Origin of the sequence: Paracandidimonas lactea, assembly GCF_021653995.1 — a bacterium.
In the GTDB taxonomy this organism is placed as follows: Bacteria; Pseudomonadota; Gammaproteobacteria; order Burkholderiales; family Burkholderiaceae_B; genus Allopusillimonas; species Allopusillimonas lactea.
The window spans coordinates 565962-582329 of sequence record NZ_JAJJOZ010000002.1; the positions used below are offsets into that span (position 1 = coordinate 565962).

At 61.3% G+C, this 16368-nt stretch carries 15 protein-coding genes; 8 read left to right on the top strand and 7 right to left on the bottom strand.

The genetic code is table 11. The features are described from left to right. Positions 1 to 25 precede the first annotated feature (25 nt). From LOL23_RS06510 to nudC, 5 genes are all read left to right on the top strand, one after another. Complete coding sequence (locus LOL23_RS06510; RefSeq protein WP_237173298.1) at positions 26 to 1060, top strand: glycosyltransferase family 2 protein; 1035 nt, start codon at positions 26 to 28, stop codon at positions 1058 to 1060. Beyond that, positions 1050 to 2636: an ArnT family glycosyltransferase gene (locus LOL23_RS06515; protein ID WP_160977985.1), complete on the top strand. Its 1587-nt coding sequence runs from the start codon at positions 1050 to 1052 to the stop codon at positions 2634 to 2636. Before LOL23_RS06510 ends, LOL23_RS06515 begins: the two co-directional genes overlap by 11 nt. Continuing rightward, positions 2633 to 3340: a response regulator transcription factor gene (locus LOL23_RS06520; protein ID WP_202411650.1), complete on the top strand. Its 708-nt coding sequence runs from the start codon at positions 2633 to 2635 to the stop codon at positions 3338 to 3340. The genes LOL23_RS06515 and LOL23_RS06520 overlap by 4 nt, the downstream gene beginning before the upstream one ends. Continuing rightward, positions 3337 to 4623 (top strand): sensor histidine kinase, encoded by a 1287-nt coding sequence (locus LOL23_RS06525; RefSeq protein ID WP_237173299.1) that lies wholly within the window; start codon positions 3337 to 3339, stop codon positions 4621 to 4623. Before LOL23_RS06520 ends, LOL23_RS06525 begins: the two co-directional genes overlap by 4 nt. A gap of 136 nt (positions 4624 to 4759) precedes the next feature. Next, positions 4760 to 5524, top strand: coding sequence for an NAD(+) diphosphatase (gene nudC / locus LOL23_RS06530; protein ID WP_160978604.1), 765 nt, complete (start codon positions 4760 to 4762; stop codon positions 5522 to 5524). Here nudC and LOL23_RS06535 read toward each other — a convergent pair. From LOL23_RS06535 to LOL23_RS06565, 7 genes are all read right to left on the bottom strand, one after another. Then, positions 5521 to 6513, bottom strand: a complete 993-nt coding sequence (locus LOL23_RS06535; protein ID WP_237173301.1) for an ABC transporter ATP-binding protein — start codon at positions 6511 to 6513, stop codon at positions 5521 to 5523. The genes nudC and LOL23_RS06535 overlap by 4 nt on opposite strands. After that, positions 6513 to 7541 (bottom strand): ABC transporter ATP-binding protein, encoded by a 1029-nt coding sequence (locus LOL23_RS06540; RefSeq protein ID WP_160977983.1) that lies wholly within the window; start codon positions 7539 to 7541, stop codon positions 6513 to 6515. Before LOL23_RS06540 ends, LOL23_RS06535 begins: the two co-directional genes overlap by 1 nt. After that, the gene (locus LOL23_RS06545) at positions 7525 to 9042 is read right to left on the bottom strand and encodes an amidohydrolase family protein (protein ID WP_237173302.1); all 1518 of its coding nucleotides are present in this window, start codon (positions 9040 to 9042) and stop codon (positions 7525 to 7527) included. Before LOL23_RS06545 ends, LOL23_RS06540 begins: the two co-directional genes overlap by 17 nt. Then, positions 9039 to 10238, bottom strand: coding sequence for an amidohydrolase family protein (locus LOL23_RS06550; RefSeq protein WP_160977979.1), 1200 nt, complete (start codon positions 10236 to 10238; stop codon positions 9039 to 9041). The genes LOL23_RS06545 and LOL23_RS06550 overlap by 4 nt, the downstream gene beginning before the upstream one ends. A 16-nt stretch (positions 10239 to 10254) precedes the next feature. After that, positions 10255 to 11193: an ABC transporter permease gene (locus LOL23_RS06555; RefSeq protein ID WP_160978600.1), complete on the bottom strand. Its 939-nt coding sequence runs from the start codon at positions 11191 to 11193 to the stop codon at positions 10255 to 10257. A 22-nt stretch (positions 11194 to 11215) separates the two neighbouring features. Continuing rightward, positions 11216 to 12187 (bottom strand): ABC transporter permease, encoded by a 972-nt coding sequence (locus LOL23_RS06560; RefSeq protein ID WP_160977977.1) that lies wholly within the window; start codon positions 12185 to 12187, stop codon positions 11216 to 11218. 68 nt (positions 12188 to 12255) lie between these two features. Continuing rightward, the gene (locus LOL23_RS06565) at positions 12256 to 13812 is read right to left on the bottom strand and encodes an ABC transporter substrate-binding protein (RefSeq protein ID WP_202411649.1); all 1557 of its coding nucleotides are present in this window, start codon (positions 13810 to 13812) and stop codon (positions 12256 to 12258) included. Positions 13813 to 14011: 199 nt separating this feature from the next. Between LOL23_RS06565 and LOL23_RS06570 the strand changes: the two genes are divergently transcribed. The 3 genes from LOL23_RS06570 to LOL23_RS06580 are packed head-to-tail and all read left to right on the top strand — an operon-like array spanning position 14012 to position 16345. Continuing rightward, positions 14012 to 14896 carry a GntR family transcriptional regulator gene (locus LOL23_RS06570; RefSeq protein ID WP_237173303.1) on the top strand — a complete coding sequence of 295 codons (885 nt, stop codon included), beginning with the start codon at positions 14012 to 14014 and terminating at the stop codon, positions 14894 to 14896. A gap of 37 nt (positions 14897 to 14933) precedes the next feature. Beyond that, a complete protein-coding gene (locus LOL23_RS06575; RefSeq protein WP_160977973.1) occupies positions 14934 to 15650 on the top strand; it encodes a flavin reductase family protein in 717 nt (238 codons plus the stop codon). Beyond that, positions 15647 to 16345: an aspartate/glutamate racemase family protein gene (locus tag LOL23_RS06580; protein ID WP_160977971.1), complete on the top strand. Its 699-nt coding sequence runs from the start codon at positions 15647 to 15649 to the stop codon at positions 16343 to 16345. The genes LOL23_RS06575 and LOL23_RS06580 overlap by 4 nt, the downstream gene beginning before the upstream one ends. Positions 16346 to 16368: the final 23 nt, after the last annotated feature.

Consider the following 16368-nt stretch of genomic DNA (forward strand, 5'->3'; position numbering starts at 1 on the left):
TTCTTGGACGGAGAGGTGTTTGTTCATGAACGCGCTTGTGGAAAGCTGGCAGCCTGGGGCCTACGATGGTCAGCGCCTGGATGTTTCTGTGGTTGTTCCACTTTATAACGAGATTGAAGTCATTGGCCTGATGTACGAGCGCCTGACCGCTGTGCTGGTTCGGCTGGGCATGGCCTATGAGCTGGTGCTGGTCGATGACGGCAGCGGCGACGGTACGCCGGCCGCCATGCAGGGGCTGACAGAGCAGGACGCGCGGGTGACGGCGGTGTTCCTGAGCCGCAACTTTGGCAAAGAGGCGGCGTTGACGGCGGGGATTGCGCATGCCCGCGGTGATGCGGTGATCGTGATCGATGCCGATCTGCAGGATCCGCCCGAGCTGATACCCGACATGATCAAGGCATGGCGCAAGGGCGCTGACGTGGTCTGTATGCGGCGCCGCTCGCGGGCTGGTGAAACCTGGTTCAAGCGCCTGAGCGCCCATCAGTTCTACCGCCTGCTCAATGCCATCAGCGATGTGGAGATCCCTCCGGATACGGGCGATTTTCGTCTGATGAGCCGGCGCGCGGTGGATGCGCTGAACCGTCTGGGCGAACGCAACCGTTATATGAAGGGCCTGTTCTCGTGGATAGGGATGCCGACTGTAATCATCGACTATGATCGCGCGCCCCGCGCGGCTGGTACGACCAAATGGGACTATTTGGCCTTGCTCCACTTGGCGTTTGAAGGCATTACCTCGTTTTCGATTGCGCCATTGCGGATGGCGATGGGGCTGGGGCTGTTGACCGCACTGGTAGGTGTTCTGTTCACACTGTGGATCGTTGCCAAGGCTATCCTGCTGGGCGACCCCGTGCGGGGCTACCCGTCGCTGATCTGCCTGATCTCGGTGCTGGGCGGTGCTCAGTTGTTGTCGATAGGCCTGCTTGGTGAGTATGTGGGCAAGACGTATTACGAAGCCAAGCGCCGGCCGGTTTATCTGGTGCGGGAAGTAATCCGCAGCCATGGGCGAGCGGCGCAGCGCGTATCGCGCGCGGACGCCAGGAGGCACATCAATGCAGCGTAATAGCGAACGAGCCTGGTGGATTGCGGCGGCCGTCCTGCTGCTGCCTTTGCTTTCTATGGCGATATTGCCGCTTTCGGATACGAGCGAACCTCGCTACGCGGAGATCGCGCGGGTGATGGCAGTAACGGGTGACTGGATCACCCCATGGTTCAGCCCTGGCGTGCCTTTCTGGGGTAAGCCGCCGCTGTCGTTCTGGGCCGAGGCGGCGTCTATGCGGCTGCTGGGCGTGGGTGAGTTCACCGTACGGCTGCCGTCGTGGCTATGCATGCTTGCCAGTGTAGCCACATTGTATGCGGGCTTGCGGCGCCTGCGCGGCTCACGGCTGGCGCTGTGGTCGGTGATTGTCTATGCAAGCGGCGCGTTGGTCTATATCAGCTCTGGCGCGGTTCTCACTGACCCTTTTCTGGCGCTGGGCACGACATTGTCGATGATATCGTTTGCGGTTGTCGTGGCGAGCCAGGCAGTGCCCAGTCGCATCGCTGCCGGCCCTGAGTGGGTGGCGGCGCAGTGCTATGCGGTCCCCGGCGAGCCCGCACCCTGGTACTGGCGCTACGGCTTTTTTCTGGGTCTGGCGATTGGCCTGCTTGCCAAAGGCCCGCTTGCGGCGGTCTTGATTGCCACGCCGGTGGCGGCATGGCTGGTGTTGCATCGCCGACGAGCGGGAGCGGCCAGGCGCCTGCCATGGGCTGGCGGTCTTTTGTTGATGCTGTTGATCAGCGTACCGTGGTATATCCTGGCCGAGCTGAAAACACCCGGTTTTCTGGATTACTTCATTGTCGGCGAGCATATCCGACGCTTTCTTGATCCCGGCTGGGCGGGCGACTTATATGGTTCTGCGCACCGGGAGCGCTTTGGCATGATCTGGGTGTACTGGCTCCAGGCATCCTTCCCGTGGGGGGTACTGGTGGTGGCTACGCTGGCGGCAGCGCCATTCAGCCACCGCGTCCGTACGGCGGTTTCTCGCGTCGCCGCCGACCCGCTCGCAGGCTACTGGCTGGCATGGGCCGTATTCACCCCGATCTTTTTTACCCTGTCGGCAAACATACTCTGGACCTATGTACTGCCGGCGCTGGCGGCTTTCAGCATCCTGGCGGCCATGCTGATACAGGCGGCCAGCCCTGTGTTTCCGCGAATGGCATCTCGCGCCGTTTTGTTGGCGGCGTTGGTGCCGGCGGTGGTGCTGGTATGGAGTGTGTGGAGCGCGCTGGAGCCCAACACCCTCAAGTCTGAGCGTAACCTGGTGCGTTTCGTGGCAGGCCAGAATCAGCCCGGCACCCCTTTGGTGTATCTTGGCAAAACGCCTTTCTCGGCAACGTTTTACTCCGCGGGCAAGGCCGGCGCTGTGACAGCCGCGGCCCTGGCGGCTCATTCGGCATGCACGGAGGCCTGTTTTCTGGCTGTATCGAAGGACAATGAGGCGCAAGTGGCCCGGATGCTGGGCCACCCCCTCGCGCCGCTGTATCAGAACAAGCGCTATGTGTTGATTAAAATAGATAACAACCACGCACCGCGGGCGCTGGCCCGCTTCGAAGGCGTGAAGGCCCCCCCGGGCACCGGAGACCAACCCCGACAATGATACCGTCCTCACATAACGTGCGCATGTTGGTTGTCGAAGACCACGCAGGCCTGGCCGCCAACCTGCTCGAGTTTTTCGACAGCGAACGCTATGTGCTCGATTTTGCCAGCGATGGCATGACGGCCATGCACCTGGCGGCGATCAATGAATACGACGTGATCGTCATGGACGTCATGCTGCCGGGTATTTCGGGCTTCGAGATTTGCCGCCGTTTGCGCGCCGACCTGCACTGTACGACCCCAGTCATCATCATGACGTCCAAAGATCAGTTGAGCGACAAGGAGCAGGGCTTTCAGGTGGGCGCCGACGATTACCTGGTCAAACCTTTCAATCTGCGTGAATTGCAGCTGCGTGTGGATGCGCTTTATCGGCGCAAGGCGGGCTTTGCGCGTACGCCCACGATACAGGCGCCGGGCGTCAGCTATGATCCGGGCACATTTACAGTGCATGCCGCCGATGGCACCGCGCTCGAGCTCACGGGCACCGCGGCGCGCATCTTCGAGGAGTTGATCAAGGCCTATCCAGGCTTTCTTTCGTATCAGCAGATACAGGAGCGCGTTTGGGGCGAGCGGGAAGTCGATATGAATACATTACGCACGCATGTGTATTCGTTGCGTAAACTGTTGCAGGACACCTTTCATGTTCCCATGATCAAGACCCTGCACGGGCGCGGCTATCGGTTGCTCGCGCCCGATCACACATGAGCAAGCTGAAATCCATCGCGCGGCGCATGTATCGCGCCATCTTGGCGGTGAGCCTGCTGAGCATGGGCGCCATGGTGGTCACAGTGTTGCTGGTCAATGAAGATCTCGAAGAGACGATGATGCGGATCGAATACAGCGAGGAACGCGACTTCATCCTGCAAAATCGTCCTCCCGACGAGATGCTGGTGTGGGACACCCAGGATATTGCCATTGTCTATATACCCAAGGGGCACGACAGGCCTGCCGCCATGCCTGCAGTGCTGCGCGGTCTGCCTGCAAAAGACTTTTCCAAAGAGCTGGTTTTCGAAGGCCGCACGTATATCGTCAATGTGCAAGTGATGGGCGCCGGCATCCTTTATATGGCCAAGAACATCACCCACTTTGAAGACCGGGAGACACTGTTTCAGATCGCGCTGGTAATCATGACCCTTGTGATTGTGGCCTTGAGCTTGCTGCTGGCGCTGCTGGGGGCCAGGCGCATCGTGATGCCGCTCAGGCTATTGGCCCAGCATATCAGCCGGGTGCCTGTGGGCGCCAATATGCCGCGCATCAATGAAGACTACGCTGAAGCCGAATTGCATACCATCGCCACGACGTTCAATCGTTTTCTTGATGAGCTCGAATCGTACGTCAAACGGGAGCAATCGCTGCTGGGCCTGGCAAGCCATGAGCTGCGCACACCGATTGCCGTGATGTCCGGCGCGCTGGATATTATTGAAGCGCGCGGTCAACTGAACGCGAATGACAGAACCACGCTGGCGAGAATGCGGCGAGCCTGCGATGAGATGCGCGCCAACGTCGATGTGCTGCTGAAGCTGGCGCGGCGCGATGGCGGCACGACAACGCTTCAGCATATCGACATGGGCGAGGTCGCGCGCCAGGTGATCGACGATCTCGCCGTCAGCCACGCTGCCGGTGAGCGCGTGATGCTGGCAGTGCGCGGTACCGCGGTTGCCCAAGCTGATCCGACGCTGGTCACGATGTTGTTGCGAAATCTGATCCAGAACGCTTTGCAGCATACGCAGCAATCTGTACATGTTGTTCTGGCGCCGGGGCTGATCGAAGTGGGCGACGAGGGCGGCGGGCTTGGCGCCGAGCAGCAGGCCATTTTACGCGGCGAGAAGCGCCTGTCCTCGGACGGCACCGCGCTGAGCGGCCTTGGGTTGTATATTGTTACGCTGACGTGCGAACGTCTGGGTTGGCGGCTGGAAGTTGGGCGTGGCGCTGAGGGCGGGACGTTGATACGTGTGTATACCCTGTGCGCGGCGCAGGCAGCGGTATAAGGGCGGTGCCGCTGGGCTGCGTACCCGGATGTTTGCCGCAGCCCCGGTGCGCGGTGTGCCGCCATGCGGGCAATCAACATAAGGGTGTAGCGTGAATTTCGTATTTCGAGGCGATGAACTGTTGGTGCGCGACGGCATGCCGGCAAACGGGGTGGCGGGCGATGAGGCAAGCAGGGCAGACTGTAGGCTGGCGCTGCCAGACGCGGCAGCCTGCGCGCTGGCTGGCGCGATGGATCTTCAACCAGTGTGGCTGAATGGCGGGCCTGACCATCTCACCTGCCACGTGCGGCGCGATGCCCAGGCGCCGGCCGGCTATGCCTTCCGCAAGCTCAGGGCGCTGCTGTCCGAACTGGGCCAGACGGCCGCCTTGGCCAGCCGAGCTTTTCAGGTGTCGGAATGGGTGCGCACGCATCGCTATTGCGGCGTGTGCGCCACGCCTATGCAAAAGTCTGGCAAAGAATTGTGTTTCCATTGTCCCAACTGTGGCTTCTCGGCCTACCCCCGCATTTCACCGGCGATGATGGTGCTGATCCGGCGCGGCGACCACATCCTGCTGGCGCGCCATGCCACCTATGCCACTGCGCGCTATACCGCCTTGGCTGGGTTTGTCGAGGCGGGTGAAAACCTCGAAGAAGCCATTCACCGCGAAGTGCTCGAAGAAGTTGGCCTGAAGGTCGCTGATCTACGCTATTTCGGCAGCCAGTCCTGGCCGTTTCCCCATTCGCTGATGGTGGCTTATACCGCCGAGTACGCGGGGGGCGAACTGCGCATCCAGGAAGATGAAATTGCCGACGCACGCTGGTTCGGCCCGGATGACGTCATCCCCGATATACCCATGACGGAATCGATTGCCGGCAGGCTGGTGCGATCCAACCTGCCGCCCGGCGCCAAGGCCGGTTAGGCCTCGTGGCAGGCCGTACGCACGCCGGGCGCGATTTCCCGCATCACGGGGCGTTCACGCTTGCAGCGTGCCGTCGCCAGTGGGCAGCGAGGGTGGAAGCTGCATCCCGAGGGGGCGTTGATCGGGTTGGGTATTTCGCCTGTGCTCGCTTCGCGGGTGCGGTTCGGCGCCGCAAGATTGGGGATCGTGTCGAGCAGCAGCCTGGTGTACGGGTGGCGCGGTTGGCTGAATAGCGCCTCGGTAGGGCCTTCTTCGACGATGCGGCCCAGGTACATGACAGCGATTCGATCCGACATATGGCGCACGACGCTCAGGTCGTGGCTGATGAACAGATACGTTAGTTTGAGCCGGTCTTGCAGATCGCGCATCAGATTCAGGATCTGCGCTTGAACCGATACGTCCAGCGCTGAAGTCGGCTCGTCGCATACCAGAAATGCCGGCTCGGCGGCCAGGGCGCGCGCGATCGAGATGCGCTGGCGTTGGCCGCCCGAGAACTCATGCGGAAACTTGCGACCGTCGCTGGCGGTGAGGCCTACGGTGGTCAGGAGTTCCGCCACACGTTCACGCACCTGGGTTTCGCTGCTGCGCAGCTTCAGTTCGCGGATGGGCTCCGCGATAATATCGGCGATGCGCCAGCGCGGATTGAGACTGGCGTGCGGATCCTGGAAAATCATCTGAATCGACAACGGCTTGCCTGTGTCGTCCGCACTGAAGCGGATGTCGCCGGATGATGGCGGGAAAAGCCCTACGACCAGCCTTGCCAGGGTGGACTTGCCGCAGCCCGATTCACCCACGAGGCTCAGGCAGCCGCCGGCGGGCACCTCGAACGACACGTCGTCCACCGCGGTCAGCAGCCTGCGCGGCTTGCGCTCGACAATTCGGTTGAGCAGCGGCGGCGAGACGTCGAAAATACGGCTCACGCTGCTTACCTTCAAGGCGGGAGGCGGATACACCGCCGGCGATGGGGATACGGTGGGTTGCTGCATCATCAATTCACACCTTTGGAATAAAGCCAGCAGGCGACGCTGGAGGCGTCGATATCGGTCAAAGAGGGACGTTCAGTGCGGCATCGCGATCCGGCCTCTTTGCAGCGCGGGTTGAATGCGCAGCCCGCTGGTATCGCATCCAGGCGCGGCATGGCGCCGTCGATCTGCGTCAAACGCGGCACGCGTGCGCCCAGCGCGGGGATGGACTGCATCAAACCCGAGGTGTACGGATGCCGCGCCTGGCGTATGACGGTTTCCACTGGGGCGAGTTCGACCATGCGGCCGGCGTACATCACCGCGACGCGATCCGCTGTTTCGGCAATCACGCCCAGGTCGTGCGTGACCAGCATGATGGCGGTGCCATGGTCGCGACAGAGGCGGCGCAGCAGCGCGGTAATCTGCGCCTGGATCGAGACGTCCAGCGCCGTCGTGGGTTCGTCAGCGATGATCAGTTCCGGCTCGGCTGACAGCGCCAATGCGATCACGACACGTTGGCGCATACCGCCCGAGAACTGGTGCGGATGGTGGTCGATGCGTTCTTCGGGTGCTGGGATCCCCACTTCGCGAAGCAGGTCGATGGCGCGGGTGCGCGCCTGGGCGCGCGTCAGGCCAAGATGCAGGCAGATGGTCTCTACGAGCTGCTCACCCACGGTAAACAGCGGATTCAGGCTGGTGAGCGGGTCCTGGAATATGGCGCCAATGCGCCGCCCGCGCACCTTTTCCATTTCGCGGTCAGCGAGGTTGTCGATGCGGACGCCGTTAAGCAGTATTTGGCCGTGCGCGATACGGCCCGGCGGTTCCAGCAAGCCGAGGATGGCCTGTCCGGTCATGGATTTGCCGGCGCCCGATTCTCCTACGACGCCCAGGATCTCGCCACGGCGTATCGAAAACGAGATGTCGGACACCGCGTTCAGCACGCCAAAGCGGGTTGGGAACTCGACCCGCAGATCGCGTACCTCCAGCACGGTGTCCGTACGAGGCGGCGATGCGTGCTGCTTGTCGCTATGGTGTGCGTCAGGCGCGGCGTGCATCGTGTGCGCCGGGTTCGTAAATGCGGTAACTGCTGGAAAAAATTTCTTGAACAGTGGGATGTCCATATGTACGCTCCGGGTATTTCTGAATGAGGCCGTCAAACTGTGCCTGCGCCTGGCGCTGCGCCTGGTGCATGTCCATCCCCGCCACCTGTCCGTCTCGCATCGAGAGACGGCCGTCAACGAACACGGCGCTGACCAGCGAGCCCTGGCCGCTGATCATCAAGGTTTGCACCGGGTCGATGGCGGGGCCGGTGCGCATGCTGGCAAGATCGAATACTGCAATGTCGGCCTTGCAGCCCTGCGCAAGTCGGCCGATATCGTTGCGGTGCAGCGCCTTGGCGCCGCCGAGGGTGGCGGCGTCATAGAATTCTTCGGCGCGGCAGGCATCGGCGCTGCCTTCCACCACGCGGCATAGCATCATGCCCGCGGCCAGGTTGGCCAGCATGTCGGGCGGCGCCGTATCTGTGCCCATGGCAATGTTGATGCCCATGTCGCGACACAGGCGGAATGAGCGCAGCACACTGCCGCCGCGCGCCGAAACCAGCGGGCAGTGGACGATGGTCACGCCGTGATCCCGGTACAGTTCAAGTTCTTCGGGTTTGGCGCGGGTTGCGTGGGGCGCGATGAGGCGGTCGGACAGCAGGCCCAGGCTGTGCAGCCAGCGGGGCGCGGTTGTGCCGTGCAGCCCTTGCATGATCTCTTCCTCCATCGCACCTTGCGCCATGTGCAGGCGCACAGGCAGGTCGCGCTCCTGCGCGGCGCGCATCGTGGCGTGCAGAAGTTTGGCGGTACAGGTTTCAATGCGGTCGGGCGCCAGCAGTGTCCGCACCAGGCCGCCGCGGCTGTTGTCATGGTGTTCATGGAACGCAAGCGCATCCTGCAGCCCACGCATGCCGCGTGCCTCGTCGAAGCGAGGCTGCATGCGGCCGTCCGCTGTCACGACCACGCCGCCGGAGCGATAGGCCGGGCTCAGATACACGCGCAAACCCAGCTCGGCGGCGATGTCGGCGGCCGATGCGAATTCTTCCGGGGTTTCTCCCCATTCGCGATAGAACAGCGATGCGATGGGCGCTGCGGTGGTAATGCCGTTGCAGAGCAGTTGCGCAAAGGCGTAGCGCTTCTGGAATGCCAACTGCTGCTCGGTGTACATTTCGTAGGGGCCGCTAGCCACATAGGTTTCGGGCCATACCCGGCCTTTCTTCCAGGCTGGCTGGTTGTCATAGCCGAGCACGGTGGTGTCCAGATCGGATAAGGCGTCCAGATCCACAAAGCCGGGGCCCACCAGCGCCGGGCCGAGGTCGATGCGGCGCGCGGCGTGGCCCGCGTAGCGATGGCCGACGTAAGTAACGCGGTCTTCGTCGAAGACGAGCTGGCCGTTGCGGTACAGAACGTGTTTGCCGTTCTCGTGCCCCATTACCCACTGTGCCTGAAGCAGGGTGGGCCCATCCGGGCGTTGGCCCAGCGCAAGGGTGGCCAGGGAGTCGGTCGACTGATTCATGGTGTCTCCATGAGCGCTTGGCCCTCGCGGGCTACTACGCGCCCGCGCTTGAGCACGAGCGCGCGCGGTGCATGCAGCACCACGGCTTCGGAGAGTGTGCGGCCTTCAGTGAGGAACAGATCAGCCCGGCAGCCCGGCTGCAAGCCGTAGTCGGGCAGCGCCATGATTTGCGCACCGCCGCGGGTACAGACATCCAGTGCGATTTCTACTTCATCGTCGCGGCGGAAGTTGTTGCGTAGGCCTATCATCATCGCGCGCTCGAGCATGTCGCCGTTGCCGTAAGGCCCCCATGTGTCGCGGAAGCCGTCGTTGCCGCCGCCGACCAGGATGCCCGCCTCCCGCAGCCGCGCGACCGGCGGCGTGGGGCGCGCCGCAGGGCCAGTGGTAAGAATGTGGATGTGCAGGTCGGCGAGGGCGGCGATCAGGCGCTCGGTCATGGCGCTGTCGGGCGCGCCCAGGCAGAACGCATGGCTGACAGCGACCTTGCCTTGCATGCCGTGAGCCCGTGTGCGCTCAATGATCAGCTCCATGGAGAATGCGCCCAGCTCGCCCGTTTCGTGCAGGTGGATGTCGAGGGGTCGGCCGAAACGCTCGGCCAGGCCGAACAGGGCGTCCAGGTGGCCCTTGGGATCACGGTCCATGCCGCAGGGATCGATGCCGCCTATGACTTCAACACCCATTTCCAGGGCGCGCGCCATCATATCCAGCGTCCCGTCGCGCAGCAGCAGCCCGCTTTGCGGAAAGGCAACCAGCTCGATGTCGACGATATCGCGCAAGGCTTCACGCGCCTGCATTACCCCTTCAACGCCCGCCAGGCCATATAGCGTATCGACGTCGACGTGGCTGCGGATGTGGCTGGTGCCATACGCCACGGACGCAATGGATTGGCGTATTGCCTGGCGTTTCGGATCGATGCCGAGTTCGGCTTTGGCTGTGCGTTCGTTTTCGATCTTGTCGATCAGGGCCGGGCCCACTTCATTTCGGTACCAGTCCATGCCCAGCAGGGACTTGTCCAGGTGCGTGTGTGCGTCGACAAGCCCCGGCAAAGCGATCCGGCCGCCGCCGTCTTCGACCAGCGTGCCCGCTGGTGTTTGCAGCGCGGCGCCGATGGCGCTGATGCGGCCGTTCTCAATCAGAATATCCGTCGAGGCCCCGCCCATCGGGCGCACGTTCTTGATCAATAGAGAAGCAGTCATGGTGAGCAATGGTTTCCTATCGCAATTTTGGGTTCAAGGCGTCGCGCAGCCAGTCACCCAGCACATTGACGGCCAGGACAAGCAGGCAGAGCTGGGCGGCGGGAAAGACTACGGTCCACCACAGGCCCGAGAACAGGTACTCGTTGCCCAGCCGGATCAGTGTGCCCAGCGAAGGTTCGGTGGGCGGCATGCCGACGCCAAGAAAGCTGAGTGTGGCTTCGATCAGGATGGCCAGGCCAAAATTGAGCGTCGCCGCCACCATGATAGACGTTAGCGTGTTGGGCAGAATATGCTTGAACATGATCTTGAAGGGATGCACGCGTGTCAGGATGGCGGCATGCACATAGTCTTTGTTGCGTTCGAGCATGGCCAGCGCCCGCACCGTGCGCGCATACTGCACCCACGATGTCAGTGATATCGCCAAGACCAATATCAAAGCGGCGAAGCTGTCTCGCATGCTTTCGGGCAGCAACTCGCGAAACACGGCGCTCACGAGAATAGCGATCAGGATATTGGGAATCGACAGCAGGATATCGCCGGCCCGCATCAGCAGGCTGTCCACCCATCCGCCGAAGTAGCCCGCCAGCAGGCCGATTGTGACGCCTATGGCGAGCGACAGCGCCACCGAGGCGATGCCGATGATGATCGAGACGCGCGAGCCATACAGGATCGCGGACAGCACGTCGCGCCCTTGCACGTCGGAGCCCAGCAGGAAAGGCCATTGCCCTTCGCTGTTCCAGATCGGCGGGATCTCCGCATTCATCAGATCGAGCGACGCGATATCGTAGGGGTTCTGAACGGTAACCCAGGAGGCCAGGAACGCGGCGGCGATAAGCAGCGCGAGGACGACGGCTGCGCCAACTGCGAGCGGCTTGTGGGTGAACGACCACCACAGATCGCTTTGCCGCATACGGCGCCAGAATGATGTGCGAGGTGCGGGTGCGCGCTGCGCCATTGCTGGCGCTGCGGATTTGGTATCAATAGCCATTGTGTCGCAGCCTGGGGTCGATGAGCGCATAAGTGATATCTACGAGGGTATTGATGGTGACGAATATGAACGAAACAATGCACAGATAGGCGGCCATGACGGGCAAGTCGACGAATGTCACGGCCTGGATGAACAGCAGCCCCATGCCCGGCCACTGAAATACAGTCTCGGTAATGATGGCGAACGCGATCAGGTTGCCGACCTGCATACCTGTGATGGTGATGACGGGCATCAGGCAGTTGCGCAAGGCATGCTTGAAGTAAACCGTCTTGAGTGGAATGCCGCGCGCCCGGGAAAACTTGATGAAGTCGGTGCGCAGGGTTTCCAGCATTTCCGCGCGCACCAGCCGCATTACCAGCGTGATCTGGAACAGTGCCAGCGAAATAGCAGGCAAAATCAGTGCGGCGCGCCCAGAAGCTGTGAGCAGGCCAGTGCGCCACCAACCCAGATCCACCACCTCGCCCCGGCCAAAAGCGGGTGCCCATCCCAACGCCACCGAGAAAACCAGAATCAGAAGTATGCCCACGACAAAGGAGGGCAGTGATACGCCCATGATCGAGGCGAACTGTAGGCACTCCGCATGCCATTTTCCTTTGTGGATGGCTGTCAGAACGCCTAGCGGTATGCCGATGACCAGCGACAGAAGCGTTGCCACCAGCACAAGTTCCAAGGTGGCGGGGAAGCGCTCCGCGATCAGCCCCGACACTTCCTGTTGGTTGCGGTAGGAAATACCGAAATCACCTTGTGCTCCGCGCGTCACGAAGCGGGCAAACTGCGCGGGTGCACTATCGTTCAGCCCCAGGCGCTCGCGCAGATGCTCGCGGTCCGCCTGTGTGGCCTGCTCATTGAGCATCAGCTCAACAGGGTCGCCGATATAGCGGAAAATCATGAAAGCAAGGCCGGCGACCACCAGCATGACCAGCGCGGCATTGAACAGCCGCTTTATCAGAAACACCAACATGCGTCACTCCTGCTGCGTGTGCGGCATACCTGCCCGCCGGCCGGTATGCCGAGGGTAGACTCCGGCGCTTACTTGACGTACCAGAGGCGGGGTTTGTTGTCGGCGGTTTGCGGAAAGTCTTTGAATTTGGTCGACACGGCCCACGCGATGGGCTGCTGGTGCAGAGGGATCATCAGCACTTCATCTTTGGCCAGCTTGAGTGCTTCCGTCTCTAGTGCGACGCGTTTGGCGGCATCCATTTCTTTGCCGGCCTGGTTAATGATGGCGTCCAGCTTGGGGTAAGACCAACCGCCCCAGTTGAATACGCCCGCGGTATCGTTTTTGGTGTGCAGTACCTGCACAAGGATGCTGTAGGAATCCAGCATGGGTTCATTGGCCCAGCCCAGCGTGTACATATCCGTCTTGCCACTGATCCGCTTGGGAAGCTGGATGGCGCGCGGTGCGACATCAAGCTTGGGTTTGACGCCGATGCGCGAGAACATCGACGCGACGGCCTGACAGATTTGTTCTTCGTTCACATACGATGTCGAGAAGCAGTTGAGCGTAAAGTCGAAGCCATCGGGATAGCCTGCCTTGGCCAGCAGCTTCTTTGCCAACTCGGGGTCATAGGCGGCGGGTGTATCGAGCGCGCGGTCATAGCCCGGGATCTCGGGCGCCACCAGCGTGCCGGCGACGCGTGATTTGTCGCGCATGACGCGTTTCTTAAGCAGGTTCAGGTCGATGGCATGCTGCAATGCCTGACGCACCTCGAGCTTGTTGAATGGATTGGGGCGCCCATCTTCGAGGGTGGGCTTGCGGTTCATGCCGAACATGATGGTGCGCAGATCAGTGCGCTCCAGCACGCGAACATTGGACGCAGCTTTCAGGCGCGGCAGATCCTGTATGGGCGTGTCTTCGACGAAGTCGATTTCGCCCGACAACAGCGCCGCCACGCGCGTGGCGGGCGAGGAAATGGGGGTGAACTCGATGCGATCCAGATTGTGCTGCGGCGTATCCCACCAGTTTGTGTTTTTTACGAAGACGGTTTTGGCGTCGGGCTGCCGCGATTCAAGTTTGAACGGGCCTGTGCCGTTAGCGTTGTAAGTGGGGTAACCGTCGACCTTGGCGCCGATGTCGGTGGGCTTGAGCGCGTTGTGCTCAGTCAGCCATTCCTTGTCGAAAATGAGGATATTGGTCAGATCGTTGAGCAGCAGCGGGTAGGTGCCGGTGAGCGTGATGTCGACTGTGTGGTCGTCGATTTTTTGGACGCTCTTGTAGGCGGGCAGGTTGCCCTTGAGCGGTGAAGCCGGGTCGCTGACACGATCGAGCGAGGCGATGACATCGTCGGCGGTGAAGGGGTTACCGTTGTGAAACTTGACCCCCTTGCGCAGTTTAAATCGCCAGGTGTCGGGCGAAACGACTTCCCAGGATGCAGCCAAAGCGGGCTCGATCTTCAAGTCGCGGTTATAACGAACCAAGCCCTCGTATACATTGCTTAGTACGTTGATGGCGAAGCTATCGCCGTAGGCATAAGGATCCATCGAACCGATGTCCCGTGCCGGCCCCCAGCGAAGCGTTTCGGCATGGGCCGCAGATAGACAGAGCAGACTCGCCGTCAGGGCGGCAATGAAGTGTTTGGATCGCATCAGCATGTCTCCGGTTTTTGAATGTATGCATAATAAATGCTAAATCGTACACAATCTATGGAAATCATTTGGGTATTTTCCCTAGTGCCCAGGCTCGTAACGGAGTAGGGGGGGGCGCTGCGATTGTTTTGCGTTTCTCTGGGGTATGTGAGCCGTACCCGCGCCTCGCCGCGATCAATCCCCGGCCGTAGTTGCAGCCATGAGTGCCGCCGCCATGGTCCTGGCTGCTCCTGCACCTGCACCTGCACCTGCACCTGCACCTGCAGTTGTTGTTGTTGTTGTGTCCTTTATAGTGTTTGTGTTGTTCGCTTTTTTACGGGATTTTCGAAGTGATCCGTCCTTTTTCGGAAATTGTCGTATACAATTAATTAAACAAATTGAATACAATATGAGCATGTCCAATCAACAAGCAAACCGCAGCGAAGCGATCTACTACTCGCTGCGCCGCGCCATCATCGAGCAGGCATTGCGTCCGGGCGTCAAATTGCCCGAAGACATCATCGGCGAGCAGTTCGGCGTCAGCCGTACCAGCGTACGCAATGCGCTGGTGCGGCTGAGCGCCGAAGGGCTGGTGGATATTCGCCCCAACAAAGGGGCTACCGTTGCCGAGCCTTCACTCGAAGAAGCGCTGGATATTTTTTCGCTGCGCCGCTGTCTTGAGCGCGAAGTAGTCTCGCGTCTGGCGCGGCAAGTCAGCCCGGCAATACTGGATGCGCTGCGCGAGCATGTGCGCAAAGAAGAAGCGGCGCTGGGCAGCAAGGGGCCGTTATCCATGCGGCTAGCGGGGGAGTTTCATACGCTGCTGGCCGAGCTTACGGGCTCGCGCCCGCTGGCCCGCTATGTCAGTGAGATTGTCTCGCGTTGCTCACTCATACTGGCGCTCTACAGCCGTCCGCACTCGGGCGAGTGCGGCATTGATGAGCACATGCAAATTATCGATGCGCTGCAGCGCCGTGACCCCGACAAAGCCATGCACGTCATGGAGCACCATTTAAGCGCCGTTGAAGCGCGCGCCAACATCACCGAACAGGGCTTGGAGCCCGATATTCGGGCCATCTTGAGCGGCTACGTCCATTCAACGTAGGTCGTATTTTTCAATATTGCAAATCAGGAGACGCTGTATGTCTGTGTCGCAAACTCTGGCCGCATGCGCAGGCCGTCACCATGTCAGTGTGGATTTCAGCCAGATTTCTGCCCGGGAGCGATACAAGCTTCTGATCGGCGCTGTCGTGCCGCGGCCTATTGCGCTGGTGACCACGCGCAGCACAGACGGGGTGGCGAATGCAGCACCATACAGTTTTTTCAATTGCCTGTCCGCCGATCCCGCCATTGTCGCGCTCGGCGTCGAAAACCATGAAGACGTGTCGTTCAAAGATACCGCCCGCAATATACGGATGACAGAAGTGTTCACGGTCAATATCGTGGACATGGCGCTGATGGATGCCATGAATACCTGTGCGGTGCCGTTTCCGCCCAATGTAGACGAGCTCGCTGCCGCTGGGCTGACGCCCATGCCGGGCGTGGCCGTCGATTGCCCGTATATTCTCGAGTCGCCGATCGCGCTCGAATGCCGTCGCTATGTCACGCTTAACGTCGGTCGTTCGCGTGAAATCATTATGGGGCAGGTGGTGCGTATGCACATCCGTGAAGACATTCTCGACGCGCAGCGTTTCTATGTGGACCAGGCGGGGCTGGATGCTGTAGGCCGCATGGGCGGCCACGCCTACGCAAGCACACGCGACCTCTTCGATTTGCCCACCATGTCGGTGGCACAGTGGGAAAGCAAGCAATCCGAGCGCCTTCGCATGCCTGCCACGCAAGAGGCCGTGCCGACATGAACGTGCTGATCGTCAATCCCAATGCGTCGTCGACGATGACCGATGCGATCACCGTCGCGGCACAGTGCGCGGGTGCCGAAGATATCAAGGTGCGCGGCGTCACGAATCATATGGGGCCGTCCGCGATTCAGGGCGTGGTCGATGGCGCGCGTGCAGTTCCGGGGCTGCTGGATATAATCGCCGGCGATCACTGCGCCGATGCCTTTATCATTGCGTGCTTTGATGATACCGGGCTGGATGCTGCGCGCAGCATCACGAGTAAACCGGTGGTGGGTATAGGTGAAGCGGCATATTATGCAGCCGCGTGTGTGGCAGAGCAGTTTTCAGTGGTGACAACCCTGCCGTGCTCCACGCCCATACTGCGTGCCAATTTGCAGCGCTACGGCCTTTTGCACCGTTGCGCGTCGGTGCTGGCGGCGAACGTGCCCGTGCTGGATCTGGAGCATCCGTCGGATCAAGCCGTGGGCAAGCTGCGCGCCACGATACGGCGTGCCATTGATGATGACGGCGCCACGGCCATCGTTCTGGGCTGCGCCGGGATGGCTGCCCTGCATCGGCAGCTCGGCAGCGAATTCGGCGTGCCGATTATTGATGGCGTGGCAAGCGCTGTGGGAATGGCTTCTAGTTTGGTGCGGATGGGTGCGCGCACCGCCCGTGCGGGCTTGTACGCGCCGCCGACCGAAATGGCGATATAGGCGCTGGTGGGCGGGGGGCGGCG